Source organism: Bacillus sp. JJ864, assembly GCF_036963045.1.
In the GTDB taxonomy this organism is placed as follows: Bacteria; Bacillota; Bacilli; order Bacillales; family Bacillaceae_G; genus Bacillus_A; species Bacillus_A pseudomycoides_C.
This window is the reverse complement of the sequence record NZ_JBALLY010000003.1, coordinates 1-15,909: the sequence shown is the minus strand read 5'-3', so window position 1 is coordinate 15,909 and position 15,909 is coordinate 1. Positions and strand designations below refer to the sequence as shown.

18 protein-coding genes are annotated in these 15,909 nt (G+C 35.9%); 15 read left to right on the top strand and 3 right to left on the bottom strand.

The annotated features are described in order from the left end of the window. The 5 genes from V7024_RS01150 to V7024_RS01130 all read left to right on the top strand — a co-directional run. A partial coding sequence (locus V7024_RS01150) for an RRXRR domain-containing protein (protein ID WP_335514510.1) occupies positions 1 to 327 on the top strand: 327 nt, incomplete at its 5' end. A gap of 138 nt (positions 328 to 465) precedes the next feature. Beyond that, positions 466 to 756 carry a lasso peptide biosynthesis PqqD family chaperone gene (locus tag V7024_RS01145; RefSeq protein ID WP_335514507.1) on the top strand — a complete coding sequence of 97 codons (291 nt, stop codon included), beginning with the start codon at positions 466 to 468 and terminating at the stop codon, positions 754 to 756. Between the two features lie 37 nt (positions 757 to 793). Beyond that, complete coding sequence (locus tag V7024_RS01140; protein WP_335514505.1) at positions 794 to 1,276, top strand: lasso peptide biosynthesis B2 protein; 483 nt, start codon at positions 794 to 796, stop codon at positions 1,274 to 1,276. Then, on the top strand, positions 1,269 to 2,459 hold the full coding sequence (locus V7024_RS01135; protein WP_335514502.1) for a nucleotidyltransferase domain-containing protein: 1,191 nt from the start codon (positions 1,269 to 1,271) through the stop codon (positions 2,457 to 2,459). Before V7024_RS01140 ends, V7024_RS01135 begins: the two co-directional genes overlap by 8 nt. A 10-nt stretch (positions 2,460 to 2,469) precedes the next feature. Next, positions 2,470 to 4,272, top strand: coding sequence for an ABC transporter ATP-binding protein (locus V7024_RS01130; protein ID WP_335514499.1), 1,803 nt, complete (start codon positions 2,470 to 2,472; stop codon positions 4,270 to 4,272). A 276-nt stretch (positions 4,273 to 4,548) separates the two neighbouring features. Here V7024_RS01130 and V7024_RS01125 read toward each other — a convergent pair whose 3' ends face one another. Then, positions 4,549 to 5,379: a peptidoglycan-N-acetylglucosamine deacetylase gene (locus tag V7024_RS01125; RefSeq protein ID WP_335514496.1), complete on the bottom strand. Its 831-nt coding sequence runs from the start codon at positions 5,377 to 5,379 to the stop codon at positions 4,549 to 4,551. A 217-nt stretch (positions 5,380 to 5,596) separates the two neighbouring features. Here V7024_RS01125 and V7024_RS01120 point away from each other — a divergent pair, with 217 nt between their 5' ends. Genes V7024_RS01120 through V7024_RS01110 form a run of 3 tightly spaced genes read left to right on the top strand, consistent with a single transcriptional unit; the run spans position 5,597 to position 7,281 of the window. Next, positions 5,597 to 5,908: a PadR family transcriptional regulator gene (locus tag V7024_RS01120; RefSeq protein ID WP_335514494.1), complete on the top strand. Its 312-nt coding sequence runs from the start codon at positions 5,597 to 5,599 to the stop codon at positions 5,906 to 5,908. A 3-nt stretch (positions 5,909 to 5,911) separates the two neighbouring features. Then, complete coding sequence (locus tag V7024_RS01115; RefSeq protein WP_335514491.1) at positions 5,912 to 6,457, top strand: HAAS signaling domain-containing protein; 546 nt, start codon at positions 5,912 to 5,914, stop codon at positions 6,455 to 6,457. A 5-nt stretch (positions 6,458 to 6,462) separates the two neighbouring features. After that, positions 6,463 to 7,281 (top strand): DUF4097 family beta strand repeat-containing protein, encoded by an 819-nt coding sequence (locus V7024_RS01110; protein WP_335514488.1) that lies wholly within the window; start codon positions 6,463 to 6,465, stop codon positions 7,279 to 7,281. Positions 7,282 to 7,307: 26 nt separating this feature from the next. Here the strand turns inward: V7024_RS01110 and lexA are convergent, their stop codons facing one another. Next, positions 7,308 to 7,928, bottom strand: a complete 621-nt coding sequence (gene lexA, locus V7024_RS01105; RefSeq protein ID WP_335514486.1) for a transcriptional repressor LexA — start codon at positions 7,926 to 7,928, stop codon at positions 7,308 to 7,310. A 141-nt stretch (positions 7,929 to 8,069) separates the two neighbouring features. On the opposite strand from lexA, the gene V7024_RS01100 reads away from it, so the two are divergent. Next, positions 8,070 to 8,726 carry a YneB family resolvase-like protein gene (locus V7024_RS01100; RefSeq protein ID WP_335514484.1) on the top strand — a complete coding sequence of 219 codons (657 nt, stop codon included), beginning with the start codon at positions 8,070 to 8,072 and terminating at the stop codon, positions 8,724 to 8,726. Between the two features lie 45 nt (positions 8,727 to 8,771). Then, positions 8,772 to 9,011 (top strand): DUF896 domain-containing protein, encoded by a 240-nt coding sequence (locus V7024_RS01095; RefSeq protein ID WP_335514481.1) that lies wholly within the window; start codon positions 8,772 to 8,774, stop codon positions 9,009 to 9,011. Positions 9,012 to 9,056: 45 nt separating this feature from the next. Here V7024_RS01095 and V7024_RS01090 read toward each other — a convergent pair whose 3' ends face one another. Then, entirely contained in the window at positions 9,057 to 10,640 is a 1,584-nt protein-coding gene (locus V7024_RS01090) for a bifunctional metallophosphatase/5'-nucleotidase (protein ID WP_335514477.1), read from the bottom strand. Between the two features lie 179 nt (positions 10,641 to 10,819). On the opposite strand from V7024_RS01090, the gene V7024_RS01085 reads away from it, so the two are divergent. The 5 genes from V7024_RS01085 (at position 10,820) to V7024_RS01065 (ending at position 15,580) form a co-directional block, all read left to right on the top strand. After that, positions 10,820 to 11,554 (top strand): MerR family transcriptional regulator, encoded by a 735-nt coding sequence (locus V7024_RS01085; RefSeq protein WP_335514474.1) that lies wholly within the window; start codon positions 10,820 to 10,822, stop codon positions 11,552 to 11,554. A 147-nt stretch (positions 11,555 to 11,701) separates the two neighbouring features. Continuing rightward, a complete protein-coding gene (locus V7024_RS01080; protein ID WP_335514513.1) occupies positions 11,702 to 12,187 on the top strand; it encodes a coproporphyrinogen III oxidase in 486 nt (161 codons plus the stop codon). A gap of 289 nt (positions 12,188 to 12,476) precedes the next feature. Continuing rightward, the gene (gene tkt, locus V7024_RS01075; protein ID WP_335514471.1) at positions 12,477 to 14,477 is read left to right on the top strand and encodes a transketolase; all 2,001 of its coding nucleotides are present in this window, start codon (positions 12,477 to 12,479) and stop codon (positions 14,475 to 14,477) included. Between the two features lie 362 nt (positions 14,478 to 14,839). Then, on the top strand, positions 14,840 to 15,280 hold the full coding sequence (gene sirA / locus V7024_RS01070; RefSeq protein WP_335514469.1) for a sporulation inhibitor of replication protein SirA: 441 nt from the start codon (positions 14,840 to 14,842) through the stop codon (positions 15,278 to 15,280). 78 nt (positions 15,281 to 15,358) lie between these two features. After that, positions 15,359 to 15,580 (top strand): YneF family protein, encoded by a 222-nt coding sequence (locus V7024_RS01065; RefSeq protein ID WP_098309636.1) that lies wholly within the window; start codon positions 15,359 to 15,361, stop codon positions 15,578 to 15,580. The last annotated feature ends 329 nt before the right edge of the window (positions 15,581 to 15,909 follow it).

Genomic DNA, 15,909 nt, shown 5'->3' with positions numbered 1-15,909 from the left:
AACTCTCATCTGTCATTGGCAAAAAGCGAAATTCTCCAAAAGGATGGCTGGTCAGAGATGACTAAAAACAAAGAATATTGTTTTGTACTGGGTGTAGAAGGAGGAAAATTAGCTCCTACAAGTGTCAACAACGGATGGTACTTAATTAGGAAGAAAAGAGCAAAACTTGTTGCAAAATATCCAATGGTAATTCAACTTCATAAGTCAGTGGAAGATGTAAATTATAAAATTAGGTTGGGGATAGACGATGGTAGTTTACACGTTGGGGTTGGGTTAGTACAAGAATGTAAAACAAAAAACAAGCCAATCTTTAAAGCTACTATTTAATATCCAAACAAAAGAGAAACACCTAAAAAGAGTAAATGCAAGAAAAAGTGTACTAAAGTGGAGATTTAGAGGGTTGTATTTCCTATGAATGACCACACATGAATACTTTTGTGTATATTTTTTGAAGGAGGAATATAAATGATTTCGCTAGATTGCCAGATTGTACAAAGCAAAGGAAACATTGTAAGCGATATGGATGGAGAAAAAGTAATGCTGAATGTCCAAGAAGGAAAGTATTACAACTTGGGGGAAATGGGAGGAGAAATATGGGATTGTATTGAAGAACCAATTACGGTTTCTCAATTGGTTACGATACTATTATCCAATTATGATGTAGAACAAACAGATTGTGAAAAACAGGTTCTTTCCTTTTTAGAATGTTTATTACAAGAAAATTTGATTCATATTGAGAATCAGTCCAATACGTAGTTTCATATCTTTTACTAGAACTATTAGAAAGGGACTCATGAATATTGTGAAAAGGTTAAGGATATTTTTAGCGTTAAATACGAATACAAAACTGTTGTTTTTAGAGGCTTTTATTCTTTTAGGTTGGGCTCGTATATTAAAAAGTGTACCTTTTTCTAAAGTAGCACCTTCTTTAGGCGATCATATGAATGAAACATCTTTTACTCATGGTGAGTTACACAAGGAGACATTAAAGCGTATATCTCAAGCTATACATATTATGAGTCGCTATACTTTTTGGGAAAGTCAGTGTCTTGTGAAAGCTATAGCCGGGATGAAAATGCTTGAAAAACGTCAAATTGAAAGTACTCTTTATTTAGGAACTGCGAAAGATGAGAGCGGGAAATTGATTGCACATGCATGGTTACGTAGCGGCCCCTTTTATGTTACTGGGGCGGAAGGAATGGAAAAATTCACTGTTGTCGGAATATTTGCAAAGAGGGTAAGTGAACAAGCGACTAAAGGAGGATACAATGAATAATAATGATTTTAGCCTTCATGTAGAATGTATCCCTAAGGAACTACAACTCCTGCTTGAAATGTTAAAAATGCAGGATGGTAATACCGTATTATCAAATAGTAATGAATTGTTTACAAATATCGATTGGGGTGTGTTTCTCAAACTTGCAATGCATCACCGCGTTTATCCATTAATTTATTTGAAGATGAAAGAGCTAGATCAGAATTTGATCCCTCTATACGTTATTCAAACTTTGTATCAACAATTTAAAAAAAATACGTTTCAAATGCTTCATTTAAGTGCCGAAATGGAACAAGTAAGTAAGCTATTTACTGAAAATGAGATTCGTACTCTTTTTTTGAAAGGACCGATACTTGCTCATGATCTATACGGAGATATTTCTTTAAGGACATCCTGTGATTTAGATATTATTATTCCAATTCATCAATTAGAAAAAGCGGAATCCCTTCTTTTAGAGCAAGGTTATGTGAAAGATGATTATATTCAAACGATATTAAATGACTGGAAGTGGAGACATCATCATATAACATTTTTCCATCCTCAAAAACAAATCAAAGTTGAAATTCACTGGAGACTAAATCCTGGTCCTGGGAAGGAACCAAGCTTTGAGCAACTATGGAAGCGGAAACGAAAAAGCACACTAACAAGTTACCCTATATACTTGCTAGGAAGTGAAGACTTGTTTTTATTTCTTGTTACCCATGGGGCACGGCACGGCTGGTCTAGATTGCGTTGGCTTGTAGATATAAATCAAATTGTAAGGCAAAGTCTTGATTGGGCGCAAATTAATAGGTTGTTGAAGAAGTATCATTACCTTCCTATAGGGGGACAAGCGTTAACTCTGGCTTCCCAGTTATTAAATACTACAATCAGTAAAGAAATGATGGGGCTGACAAACCAAAAACAATCCAGACAGTTAGCACAAGATACATTATTTTATTTCAAGAAAATGGTAAATTTACATGCGGATTCTGTTCCTGAAGAAGTAACGATATATCACACTCGTTATTTGTTTTCGTTAATGTCTAATCAGCAAAAGTTTTTATTTATTATGAGTTACCTTTATCCTTTTCCTATTGACGCTAAAACGTTACCGCTCCCTAAACCCCTTCACTTTTTGTATTTTCCTTTACGTCCTTTCTTATGTCTCTGGAGGAAAACAAGGAAACACGCTTTAACATAGGGGGATAAAAATGAAGCATATTCTATACTTTATGAAACAATTGCATTCTTTTGCAGGGAGAATTCTTTATGTGAATCTGATTGGAATGGTTTTGGTTAGTTTACTTGAAGGGATAGGGCTTCTATTATTAATTCCAATGATAAGTATGAGTGGAATCGTCAATATGGAGGGAGGGGATTCTCCTCTTTCGTCTATTTTTAAACTTTTGCAGGAAACTTCTAAAGCAACTAGTTTATCTTTCATTCTAGGTATATATATATTAGTGGTTGTTTGTCAAAATATTTTACAAAGAAATTTGACCATGCGAGATGTGAAAATTCAACAAGGTTTTACTCGGCAGTTAAGATGGGACATTTATAGTGTTATTTTGCGAGTGAAGTGGAGTTTTTTTATAAAAAAAAGGAAAACTGATCTTATCAATGCGTTAACCTCAGAATTGGCACGTGTTAGCTATGGTATGAACCTTGTTTTACAGTTATTAGCTTCTATCGTTTTTACCATTGTACATGTAGGCATTGCTTTCTGGTTATCTCCTAAAATAACTATATTTGTCTTATTTTGTGGTTTGTTCCTTTCATTCGTTTCTCATATTTTCATTAAAAGAGCTAGAATTCTAGGGAGCAAAACATCCGAGTTAGCGCAAAATTATCTTGCGGGCATAACAGACCATTTTAATGGGATTAAAGATATAAAAAGTAATACTTTAGAAGAGTCACGGTTAACTTGGTTTCGCTCGTTAACGCAAAAAATGACTTTTGAACAAATTGAATACACAGAAATGAGAGCTGCTTCCCAACTTTTTTATAAAATTTCTTTGGCTGTTTTCATTGCATTTTTTATTTTTTTATCTGTAACGTTCTTTCATGCGCAATCAGAGCAATTATTATTAATTATTCTTATTTTTTCAAGATTATGGCCTCGATTTACAAGCATTCAATCAAACCTAGAGCAACTCGCTGCAAGTATTCCTGCATTTAAAGCTTTAATAGAATTACAAGAAGAATGCAACAAATTTGCGGAATTGCAAGATATAGAACAACAATATAAACATGTAAAACCAATATCTCTAGAAAAAGGAATTGAATGCCGGAACGTTGATTTTCGCTACAATCTGAAAGAATCCGTATATGCACTCGAAAATATCAATTTACAAATCCCGTCTAAGTGTATGACTGCTATTGTTGGACGATCAGGCGCTGGAAAAAGCACACTAATCGATATTTTAATGGGACTCATGCAGCCGGAAAAAGGAGAAGTATTAATAGATGATACACCTCTTACAAACGATAGTTTATTATCTTTAAGAAAGTCAATTAGCTATGTGCCGCAGGATCCATTTTTATTTCATGCAAGTATAAGAGAAAATTTGCTAATGATTGAACCGGATGCAAGTGAAGAACAAATGTGGGAGTCATTGGAATTTTCAGCGGCTGCTGAATTTGTACGAAGACTACCGCAAGGGCTTGATACTCTTATTGGAGATCGGGGAGTGAGGCTTTCTGGAGGAGAGCGACAGCGGCTTGTACTAGCACGGGCTATTTTAAGAAAGCCTTCGATTCTAGTGCTAGATGAAGCGACAAGTGCCTTAGATACGGAAAATGAAGCAAGAATTCAAGCTGCACTAGAAAAATTAAAAGGAAAGATGACGATTATCGTTATTGCGCACCGATTATCAACGATACGCGATGCTGATCAGGTGATTGTACTAGACAATGGAAACATTGTTCAAAAAGGAGCCTTTATCGAATTGGCAAAAGAAAAAAGAGGGATGTTTAGTAAGCTGTTAGGAAATCAAGTAGAAGTTAGCGTTTAGAGGTAGTAGGTATGAGTGGCAGGTCATGACGGAACGAAATAAATATAAATTGAAAAAATGACATAAACAATCTTCTCTATAAAATGAAAGGAATTGAATGGGATATGTTCCGCACGCAAGTTCATCAATGGGAACATTGAAAGGTGACCTTTTCTCCCAAATTTATGAACAGTAAGCTCCTAATCTCAAGTTTGAGCAATAACTGCAGGCGTGCACACGATTGTTTGGGCTTTCCATCAGTGGGAAATGAAAAAAACCACTGATGAAAGGTTCACTTTATTGTCTTTGTATTGAAGTATTAAACATTTTTGGGAGAGTCACGAACCGTGCTCCGTTAGAGGTAAGATTAGGAATGAATTGGTCGAGAGCGTCTACGGACCCTTGTAAATTCCCCCCTGGTGCAGTGTGCTGCAAGAGGATACTTCCAGGAAAAGCATTCCCTAATACTTTATTAGTAATTTCCTTGGCATTTAAGCCTTTCCAATCTAATGTATCTATACTCCACTGAATAATCATAAAGTTCTGTTCAGTAGCCCATTTCATTTGATTTTCATTTATAATCCCATAAGGAGGACGGAAGAATTTAGGCGCGTATCCGGTTAGGTTTTGTAAAATTTTTTCTGTTTTTAACATTTGCTCATGATATTGCTTGTCATCTATTTTTATTAAATTAGGATGATTATAAGTATGATTTCCTACGATATGTCCTTCGTTAACAATCCGTTTTACAACTTCAGGATATCTTTCAGCATTTTCTCCTAATAAAAAAAATGTCGCTTTTACACCATGTTTTTTCAATTTATTTAATACTTGAGGAGTATAAATGAGATCTGGACCATCATCGAATGTGAGTGCAACTTCGGCCTTATTATAAGGTCCTGCAAACGCATATGCGTATTTTTCTACCCATGAAAAAGGAGTCCATGAGCCTCTAACTGTCGGATTCTTTTGTAAGATAGGAACTGTCTCCGCGTAATGTAAAGGATAAAATGTATTGTGAACAAGCGGATAAGGAGTTTTAAAAGAGGAAATGTCGCGTGGAATATTATAATAAGGAATATATTTACAAGAAACTGCTATTTGGGCTGGGTAAAAATCGTATACCATTAAAATACCTCCTTAAAAAAGATAACAATCGCTTTAAAACTTTTATATGTCAATAATTGTGGTTTGGTTAGGGAGGAAGAAAGTATCTAATGAGTGAAATTTTATTTTAATTTGTAAAAATTGGAACAGTACCTTGTAATATTCAATACTGAATGATATATTATAATTAATAAGGTACCTTGCATTGAATAGTACTGGATGGAGAGGAGGATTGCTTTTGAATGTTCAATTTAAAAAAGGAGTATTGGAGCTTTGTGTTCTTGCGCTTGTAAAGAAACGAGATTGCTATGGCTATGAATTAGTTCAGCAAATTTCAAATAAATTTTTAATATCAGAAGGATCAGTGTATCCTTTGTTACGCCGTTTAACGAAAGAAGGGTACTTTCAGACGTATTTAAAAGAATCATCGGAAGGACCTCCGCGTAAGTATTATCAGTTAACAAATCAAGGTGCAGAGCAGCTTAACACTCTTGTAACAGAATGGCGTGATTTTGCAAGAGGCGTACAAGAAATTATTGAAGAGGTGTAGAGAATGACTAAAGAGAAATTTTTTCAAGAATTATCAGAACACCTTAGAAAACTACCAGAAGAAGAACGAAACGACATTTTATATGATTACGAGGAACATTTTCAATTCGGAATAGAAGAGGGAAAAACGGAGGAAGAAATTATAAAAGCGCTAGGTTCACCTAAAGCAATTGCAAAGGAAACGTTAGTGTCTCATCGTATAGAGCTGGTGAAGCATAATCCAACTCCTTCTAACATGGCGAGAGCAATTGTAGCAATTATTGGACTTAGTTTTTTTAACTTGGTTGTTGTGCTAGGACCACTCATAGCAATTGGGAGTCTTATTTTATCACTTTGGATAGTTAGTGCTGTATGTGTTTTCTCACCAATACTTCTGTTAACAAAAATTGTTTTCGCCCAAATTTTTATTTTATCTGATGTATTTGTCGCTATTATACTCTTCGGTATTGGTTTACTTTTAGGGATTGCTGCGTATTATTGTACGATTTGGTTTAAAACGCTTTTTGTTAAGTACGCCAGTTGGAATTTAAAAGTAATTAAAGGAGAGTAGATAAGATGAGAAAAATGGTGCTGATAGCAATTATTTGTATTGCGATTGGAGGAATCGGTTTATTTTTTACAAGATCAGTCTTTTTTATGAAAACTGCGAATGGGTCAGCAGAAACAAAAAAATTGGAGCAGAAACAATTTAAAAATGAGCAAATAAAAAATATTAATGTTGACACAGATGTTGGAGATGTTGTGATTGAAAAAGGTAAGACTGATTTATTTGAAGTTCGATATAGCGGCGATCAGGAACAGCGAAAGTTAAACGTAAATGAGAACGGTGAAGTGCTACAAGTGGAAGTAAAATCAAAAAAGAAACATATATTTGACTTTTCTTTTTCATCATTTGATTTGAAAGATGAGAGCTTAACAGTTGTTGTACCTGAACGCGTATACAATAAAATTGAAGCGGAGACGGCAGCAGGAACGATTCATGTGCAAAATATTCAAAGTGGAGATATATCCGCGCATTCAGCTGCGGGCGATGTTGAAATGAAGGAAATGAAAGCGCGAAATGTAAAAGCGTCATCTAGTGCGGGAAAGGTTGTTCTTTATAAAGTAGAAGGGAAAGTGCGTGCAGAGGCGGCAGCAGGAAGTGTAGAGATAACGCAGCATAATCCAGAGTATAGTATTGAGGCGGATTCGGCAGCAGGGGATGTTAGTATTCAGTTGCAGGAAATGCCGAAAGATGCTGTTGTGAAAGGATCTTCTCATGCAGGAGAGGTAAAGATTTTCGGAAAAGAAAATAAAGAAATTACGATAGGTAACGGAAAGGTGCAAATTAGCGGGGAAACAGCAGCAGGCTCTGTAAAAATCGAGGCGAATTAAAAAACAGACCAGATTTGGTCTGTTTTTTAATGTAAATGACGATATACACCAATTACTTTTCCTATAACAGAAACGTTATCCAAAATAATAGGTTCTAAAGAAGAGTTTTCTGGCTGTAAGCGGAAATGATCTTTTTCTTTGTAAAAACGTTTTACTGTAGCTTCATTATCTTCTGTTAAAGCAACAACGATTTCACCATTGTATGCAGATTGCTGCTGGCGAACAACAACTAAGTCTCCGTCAAAAATTCCTGCTTCAATCATACTGTCTCCGGAAATGCGTAACATAAATACTTGATCTGAACCTGAAACGAGATTCGCTGGAAGTGGAAAATGTTCTTCTACACTTTCAACTGCTGTAATTGGTAAGCCAGCTGTAACTTTTCCGACAATTGGTACGTGAACGACTGGTTGCGCGTCTGCTTGGATACTGTCGTCTACTAAAATTTCAATCGCTCTCGGTTTTGTTGGATCGCGGCGAATGTATCCTTTTTCCTCTAAGCGAGATAAGTGTCCGTGCACAGTAGAGCTAGAAGCAAGGCCGACTGCTTGACCGATTTCACGTACGGAAGGTGGATAACCTTTTTCTTGTACTTTTTGTTTAATGAAGTCGAGAATGTCTTGTTGCCGTTTCGTTAACTTCTCCATGTTTTTTACACCTCGTTTTCTACAAATTTTCTTATTTTTATTATAACATGCAAGAAAACATTCTACAAACGTAAGTTCGAACAAAAGTTGGAATTATGTTACACTTAGATGTAAAAAGTGAGATAGAGAAGAGGGTATGAAATGAATGCGATTATTTATGCACGTGTGAGCACAACAAAAGAAGCGCAGGAAACATCGTTAACACGTCAAAAGGATGAGTTATTGCATTTAGCTAAGCAGTATAAAATGAATGTTGTAAGAGTAGTAGAGGAGAAGGCGAGCGGATATAGTATCGAACGTGATGGGATTTTAGAAGTGCTAGATGTCATTCGTGATGAACATGTTGATGTGCTCCTTATTCAAGATGAAACGCGTCTTGGAAGAGGGAATGCGAAAATTGCTTTAATGCATTGTTTGAACAAAGAAGGGGTAAAAGTATATACACATGCACATAATGGCGAATTACAGCTTTCTGATTCTGATTCAATGGTGCTTGATATTATTGGTATAGTAGAAGAATACCAGAGAAAGATTCATAATTTAAAGATTAAACGAGGAATGAAGCGAGCTGTAGAAAATGGCTTTCGGCCTGAAAAAAACTTAAAGAATCGACATTTAAGCACAGGTCGTGAGAAAAAGGAAGTACCTATTGAAGAGATTGTTCGTCTGCGCCGCAATGAGTTAACATTTGAAGAAATTGCAGCAACGCTCCGTGGTTTTGGGCATGATGTCTCAAAAGCGACGGTACATCGCCGGTATGTGGAATATACGAAGCAATCGCTTGATAAACAAGAGTAACTATTGTATGATAATAATCAGTTTTTAGTAGAAAGGGGATTCGAGATGCTAAGTCACGAACTCATTGAACGCATTAATTTCTTAGCGAAAAAAGCAAAAGCAGAAGGTTTAACAGAAGAAGAACAACGTGAGCGCCAATCGCTCCGTGAACAATATTTAAAAGGTTTTCGTCAAAATATGTTAAACGAATTGAAAGCAATCAAAGTCGTTAACGAAGAAGGTAAGGATGTTACGCCGAAGAAGTTAAAAGAATTAAAAAAACAAGATCAAGCAAAATTAAATTAAAAGATGGGCGCAGCCCATCTTTTTTTAGTTTGATAGAAAAATGTGTTAGTTAACAACTTTCCAATTATGATTTGTCGTTGCTTCGATCGTTTTTCGTTCTAATATGTAATTTGCAATGAGCTCAGACATATCAATTTGTATATCTTTTATAATGGGCTTATTTTGAAACATAACATAATTTCCACCGCCGCTTGCCCGATAATTGTTCATGACAACGTCGTACTCTTGATCCGAGTGAAGAGGAGCTCCTTCGTATTGCACGGAAACAACTCTTTCTCCAACTGGTTTTGAAATGTTTAATATGTATGAAATTCCTTCCCACATATCGTAATGATAATGCAGCGGTTTTGGTTCGATATATGCAGGGTTTACAATGATATTTCCATCTGGATCTAATGAGAAATATTCAGCAGTTAACTCAAGTGCCTCTTTTATATCTTTTCCTGTAACACGAACAACTTTTAATGTATTTGGATAAATATAATTCGAAACAATATCCCTCATTGTAATTTCATTTGGAAAGCCGGAAGATTCATTATGAAACAGACTTGTACAAGAAATGGTGACTCCAGTTACATCCATCTGTACTTTATTTATAAATTCGATAAAGGCGCAATCTCGCAAGCGAGTCTCCATCGCACCGTGAATCAACATATCACCGGCAATGGTGCCGATTGGCTTATCTAACCATTCTTGCGTTTGTTGTTCATATACTGATACGAGTGAAAGTACCGCCCTATCTGCTGGAATGCCTTCGATAGGCAGTAGTTCAGAATAACATTCTTTCATCATCCATTGATTTTGTTTCTTTATTAAAGTGACATGAACTTTCCCTAATGAGCGGCCATTGGATCCAGTTTGTAAAACTGTTACACCATTTACTTTTGTATGAGCAATATAGCGATGTTGATGCCCGGTTAATAATATATCAATTCCATTAATTTTTTGACACATTGCATATCCTTGATTTTCCCCTGTTAAAATCTCTGTTGGTTCTCCTGTTTGTAAATCACATTCAAAACCGCCGTGGTAGGCTACGATTAAAACATGTGGTTGTTCCTGTTCACGAATATAGGTTACCCATTGCCTTGTCGCTTCTAATGCGTTTTCAAATAGTAAGTCTTTAATATGATGCGGCTGCTCCCAGTTTGGAATGTAATGCGTTGTTACTCCTAAAACAGCAATTTTTATATCTGGATGTATATGTTTAATTATATATGGCTTCCCAAAGTAAGGTTTCTTCGTTTGTTTATTCATAATATTAGCGGCTAGATAAGGCATATTTGCATGAGCAACGGCTTTGTTTAATACGTTCATTCCGTAGTTAAACTCGTGATTTCCAATAATCGCGGCATCATAACCGATATGATTGGCAATAATCGACATTGGATTTTCTTCATGCTGCCTATATTTGGCGTAGTAATAAGTAAATGGAGTTCCTTGTATGAAATCACCGTTATCAATTACGAGTACATGATCATTTTTGGCACGTTCCTGCGCAATGCATGTTGCAACCTTTGCTAGTCCTAGTTCTGCCTTTTTGTTATTTTGATAGTGTATTGGGTAAACCGCACCATGAATATCACTCGTTAATAAAATATCTACATTTACAATGCTGTTTTGATTCAATGTTATCAACCTTCTTTTATATAATCCATTCGCAGGTAATAGCACAGTTTGTTTACATATGTATTATCTACATTTGAACTAAACATATATGCAACTGCCGCTTTAGAAATTTTTTTCTTTTCATGTTGACTCTCACGTTACGTTATACTTTATTGTATGTACTAAGGGAGGGCAAAACAATGACAATGAAAGTGAAAGAAGTAGCAGATTTAGTCGGTATTAGTGTACGCACAATGCATCATTATGATGAAATTGGGTTATTAATCCCAGAGGAGACGACTGAATCTGGTTATCGCCTTTATTCTGATGATAATCTGGAGACTTTGCAACAAATTCTATTTTTTAAAGAACTCGGCTTCCCTTTAAAGAAAGTTAAAGAAATTATCAATAATCCTTCATTTGATCGAAAAGAGGCGCTTGTTTTACATCGAAAAATGTTGCTTGAGAAGCGTTCTAGATTAGATAAAGTGATTGCGACAATTGATAAGACGATTCAACACTCGAAAGGGGAAATTCAAATGACAAACAAAGAAAAATTTGAGGGTTTTGATTTTAGTCAAAATCCGTATGAGCAAGAAGCACGTGAAAGATGGGGAAATGAAGCGGTCGATAAGGCTAATAAAACAGCAGCAAACATGACGAAAGAGAAACAAGAAGAATACAATGCGATTTATAGAAAGCTTGCAGCACTTCGTCATGATTCTCCTGAATCAGAACAGGCTCAAGAAGCAATTCAAGAATGGTATAACTATTTACAAAACTTTGGCCATTACTCATTGGATGCTTTTAAAGGTCTAGGGCAAATGTATGTCGATGATGACCGATTTGCAAAAAATATTGATCAGTTCGGCGAAGGATTAGCGAAGTTTATGCAGGTTGCAATGGCTGTGTATGCTGATCGTAATAAGAAGTAAATTGTACACTTATAAGGTGAAAGGTCTTATTCTCCAAATGGAGGATAGGACCTTTTTTACGGTTATTAATTGCTAGATAAAATATTGCGTTCGAAACGATAAGAAAAGAAAGCAGGTGTTATATAATAAGAAGAGATGAGGAATGTTATAGCAATGCAACATGAATTTATCTTTGTTTCATATGAAAAGGGAGAGTTAAGTTCTGAAGATTTTTCTTGGAATAATAGGGGGTTTTCTTATAAAGATGGTACAGCTGTTGAAGAATACGTCATTTTAAGTGATGAGTTTATTTTATATATAATAGATTTCTTACGTTGGATTCCAACTTATAACTCTTCTAGAAGAGAGAATGGATTTGGTCTTCATTATCATGGCATCATTAAAATTGAGAAAGAAGGAGCAAATATAGCAGTGAATTTATTTCGTTCACTAATTAATTTGTTTTCATTAGCACCTGAAACGATTGAACTTACAGGGGCATTTCAATGGACTTATGGTACAGATGATACGAATGGTGAATATGAAAAACTCTCTTTCAATCGAGATATTCTTTGCGCGCAATTACAATCTTTAGTCACGTTATTTTATAAAGTGAAAAGTGAAAAAGGATATATTTTGCATTTTGGAATTTAAATTGGAAAAAATATTTGTATCATTTTAGACAAAATGTTTAAAGATAATGAAGAAATGTAAGGGATCATTGATCAATGACAAGAAATGAAGAAACGATAAGGTTTGGAATGAAAAATGAAAAAAGTATGGCAGATTGAAACCCTATACATTGTGGAAATAAGTACGTTTTTTGAACAGATTCGAAAAAACATCAACATATTTGTCGATACATGTTGTATAATCTTGCAAGGAAAGATATCATATAAATGTGTAAAACGTTTACTTTAATATAAGCGAAGGGAAGAATAGCATGACACATTCAATCGAACAACTTTCTATCAACACGATTCGCACATTATCCATTGATGCGATTGAAAAATCAAACTCTGGTCATCCAGGAATGCCAATGGGTGCAGCTCCAATGGCGTATACATTATGGACGAAATTTATGAAACATAATCCAAAAAACCCAACGTGGTTTAACCGTGATCGTTTCGTATTATCTGCAGGTCATGGTTCAATGTTACTATATAGCTTACTGCATTTAGCTGGTTATGACGTAACAATGGATGATTTAAAGAATTTCCGTCAATGGGGAAGTAAAACACCAGGTCACCCTGAGTTCGGTCACACACCAGGTGTAGACGCAACAACAGGTCCACTTGGACAAGGTATTGCAACAGCTGTAGGTATGGCGATGGCTGAAAGACATTTAGCAGCGAAATACAATCGTGATGAGTATAATCTTGTTGATCACAATACATATGCAATTTGCGGTGACGGAGACTTAATGGAAGGCGTTTCTGCTGAAGCATCTTCATTAGCAGCTCATTTAGGATTAGGTCGTCTAGTTGTGCTATATGATTCTAATGATATTTCATTAGATGGAGATTTAAATCGTTCTTTCTCTGAAAGTGTAGAAGATCGTTATAAAGCATACGGCTGGCAAGTAATCCGTGTTGAAGATGGAAACGATATCGAGGCAGTTGCGAAAGCGCTTGAAGAAGCAAAAGCTGACGAAAAACGTCCAACATTAATCGAAGTAAGAACAACAATCGGATTTGGTTCACCAAACAAATCTGGAAAATCAGCTTCACATGGTTCTCCGCTTGGCGTAGAAGAAACGAAGTTAACAAAAGAAACATATGCTTGGGCATTTGAGCAAGACTTCCATGTACCAGAAGAAGTATATGAAAACTTCCGTAAAACAGTACAAGATGCTGGTGAATCAGCACAAACTGAGTGGAACGCAATGCTTGATGAGTATGCGAAAGCATACCCAGAATTAGCAGCTGAACTGCAAACAGCAATGAAAGGTCTTCTTCCAGAAGGTTGGGATAAGAACTTACCAACATACGAAATCGGCTCAAAAACAGCAACTCGTTCATCTTCAGGACAAATTATTAATGCAATTGCTGAGTCTGTACCATCATTCTTTGGTGGATCTGCAGACCTTGCTGGTTCTAACAAAACATATATGAACAAAGAAAAAGACTTCACAAGAGAAGACTATAGCGGTAAAAATATTTGGTACGGTGTACGTGAGTTCGCAATGGGAGCAGCAATGAACGGTATCGCACTTCATGGCGGTTTAAAAACTTACGGTGGTACGTTCTTCGTATTCTCTGACTACTTACGTCCAGCAATTCGTCTTGCTGCATTAATGCAACTGCCGGTAACATATGTGTTCACACATGATAGTATCGCAGTTGGAGAAGATGGACCAACGCATGAGCCAATCGAACAGCTTGCAGCGCTTCGTGCAATGCCAAATGTAGATGTTCTTCGTCCTGCTGATGGTAACGAATCTGTTGCAGCTTGGAAGTTAGCATTAGAATCTACAAAAACACCAACTGCATTAATCTTAACTCGTCAAGATCTTCCAACATTAGAAGGTGCAAAAGACGATACGTATGAAAAAGTTGCTAAAGGTGCATATGTAATTTCTCCAAGTAAGAAAGACATTGCTGATGTAAGCTTACTTGCAGCTGGATCTGAAGTAAGCTTAGCAATTGAAGCGCAAACAGCATTAGCTAAAGATGGTATTGATGCATCTGTTGTTAGCATGCCGTCTATGGATCGCTTTGAAGCACAATCAGCTGAATATAAAGAATCTGTATTACCAAAAGCAGTAACGAAACGTTTCGCGATTGAAATGGGTGCTTCTTTCGGATGGCATCGTTACGTTGGGCTTGAAGGAGACGTATTAGGTATCGATACATTCGGTGCTTCTGCTCCTGGTGAAAAGATTATGGCAGAATACGGATTCACTGTAGAAAACGTTGTTCGCAAAGTAAAAGAAATGCTATAATGATTTTAGAAAAATCTCTCCAGCATGGAGGGATTTTTCTATGTAAAAGAAGATATCCCGTTAGTTTGAGATAGTAAAATCCCACTGATGATGGAAGTTTCGCTTTATCCCGCATTAACGGGCAGTAAGACCCCCACCTCAAGGTTCAGAAAGAAGCGAAGAAGATAGGTAGGGGATAACTGCCCGTAAAAGCCCGATTGGCTCAACTAACCATCAGTGGGGGATGAACAAAAACCCTCACTGATGGAAGTTTCGCTTTATTCGACAGAAAAAGTTTTTTCTTTCTCCGCAGTCAGACAATCATTGCGTATTTATTTCTATATAATAAAAGGAATAAAGTTGTCCAATGCGGGAGGGAAAATATGAGAACGTATGAACTATACTTAATTCGAGAAGATATTACGAAGGCGTATTTCGGTCGTGAGTTTTTATTGTTTGATTTGTTTGCTCGTTTTGCACAGTCTCGTTCCCTTTCAGAAAAGAAAGTGTTGTTTAAACAAATGAAGTATATAACGTTGCCCTTACAAGTAATGAAATTACATCATAAAATGGAACAAGCGCTGCGAACATATGGGAAATACGAAAGAAATGGGTATATGCACATGGTGTCTAATGAAAATGCATACGGAGAAGTGCGTATTAAATCACAGTATATCCGGATGCATACTTCTGAAAATATTGAGTTGGAAACGGCTATTTTTGAAGTGCTTAGAAAATGTGAATTGACATTTCTTGCGATGGATTATGAGAGTAAACAGTACGGATGGTTAAATCCTCTGAAACAAGTGCGTACTTATATATAAAAAATGTCGAATACAATCTTGTCTTATTGAAAAGGTTTTAGTACACTGTAAGGTAGACAACATGAAGGAGGAAAATATATGTCAATTTGGGTAGTTGTTCTAGTGGGCGTATTAGCACTAGTGGCAGGCGTAGCGTTAGGATTTTTTATCGCACGCAAATATATGATGAACTATTTACAAAAAAATCCACCAATTAATGAACAAATGTTAAAAATGATGATGATGCAAATGGGGCAAAAACCATCCCAAAAGAAAATCAATCAAATGATGAGCGCAATGAACAAACAACAACTGAAATAAGCGCTAGAAAGGGCACTCGAATAGGAGTGCCCTTTCATTTTGTTTTTTTAAAATGTTTTAAAATTTAAAACATTCAGTAATTTTGATAAACTGAAAACATCGCTCATTTTGGATAGGAGGTTCCGACAGTTTCAAAAAAAATTATAAAAATTTATAAAAAATTATAAAGGTAAAATAGAAATTGTCGAAGAAAAAGAAATAAACGATGAACAAGAACTTGTAGAAGATTTGATTGCGATTACGACTTCTTTTTTAGCTCGTATTTATGGAAAACGTGTATGGGAAAAAGTAAGTAAAGGGAGTGGAAATTTATTAACGAAAGGAGAGTA

Coding starts and splice junctions, on each gene's coding strand:
- V7024_RS01145 (WP_335514507.1), top strand. CDS start 466: ATGATTTCGCTAGATTGCCAGATTGTACAAAGCAAAGGAAACATTGTA.
- V7024_RS01140 (WP_335514505.1), top strand. CDS start 794: ATGAATATTGTGAAAAGGTTAAGGATATTTTTAGCGTTAAATACGAAT.
- V7024_RS01135 (WP_335514502.1), top strand. CDS start 1,269: ATGAATAATAATGATTTTAGCCTTCATGTAGAATGTATCCCTAAGGAA.
- V7024_RS01130 (WP_335514499.1), top strand. CDS start 2,470: ATGAAGCATATTCTATACTTTATGAAACAATTGCATTCTTTTGCAGGG.
- V7024_RS01125 (WP_335514496.1), bottom strand. CDS start 5,379: ATGGTATACGATTTTTACCCAGCCCAAATAGCAGTTTCTTGTAAATAT.
- V7024_RS01115 (WP_335514491.1), top strand. CDS start 5,912: ATGACTAAAGAGAAATTTTTTCAAGAATTATCAGAACACCTTAGAAAA.
- V7024_RS01110 (WP_335514488.1), top strand. CDS start 6,463: ATGAGAAAAATGGTGCTGATAGCAATTATTTGTATTGCGATTGGAGGA.
- lexA (WP_335514486.1), bottom strand. CDS start 7,928: ATGGAGAAGTTAACGAAACGGCAACAAGACATTCTCGACTTCATTAAA.
- V7024_RS01100 (WP_335514484.1), top strand. CDS start 8,070: ATGAATGCGATTATTTATGCACGTGTGAGCACAACAAAAGAAGCGCAG.
- V7024_RS01095 (WP_335514481.1), top strand. CDS start 8,772: ATGCTAAGTCACGAACTCATTGAACGCATTAATTTCTTAGCGAAAAAA.
- V7024_RS01085 (WP_335514474.1), top strand. CDS start 10,820: ATGACAATGAAAGTGAAAGAAGTAGCAGATTTAGTCGGTATTAGTGTA.
- tkt (WP_335514471.1), top strand. CDS start 12,477: ATGACACATTCAATCGAACAACTTTCTATCAACACGATTCGCACATTA.
- sirA (WP_335514469.1), top strand. CDS start 14,840: ATGAGAACGTATGAACTATACTTAATTCGAGAAGATATTACGAAGGCG.
- V7024_RS01065 (WP_098309636.1), top strand. CDS start 15,359: ATGTCAATTTGGGTAGTTGTTCTAGTGGGCGTATTAGCACTAGTGGCA.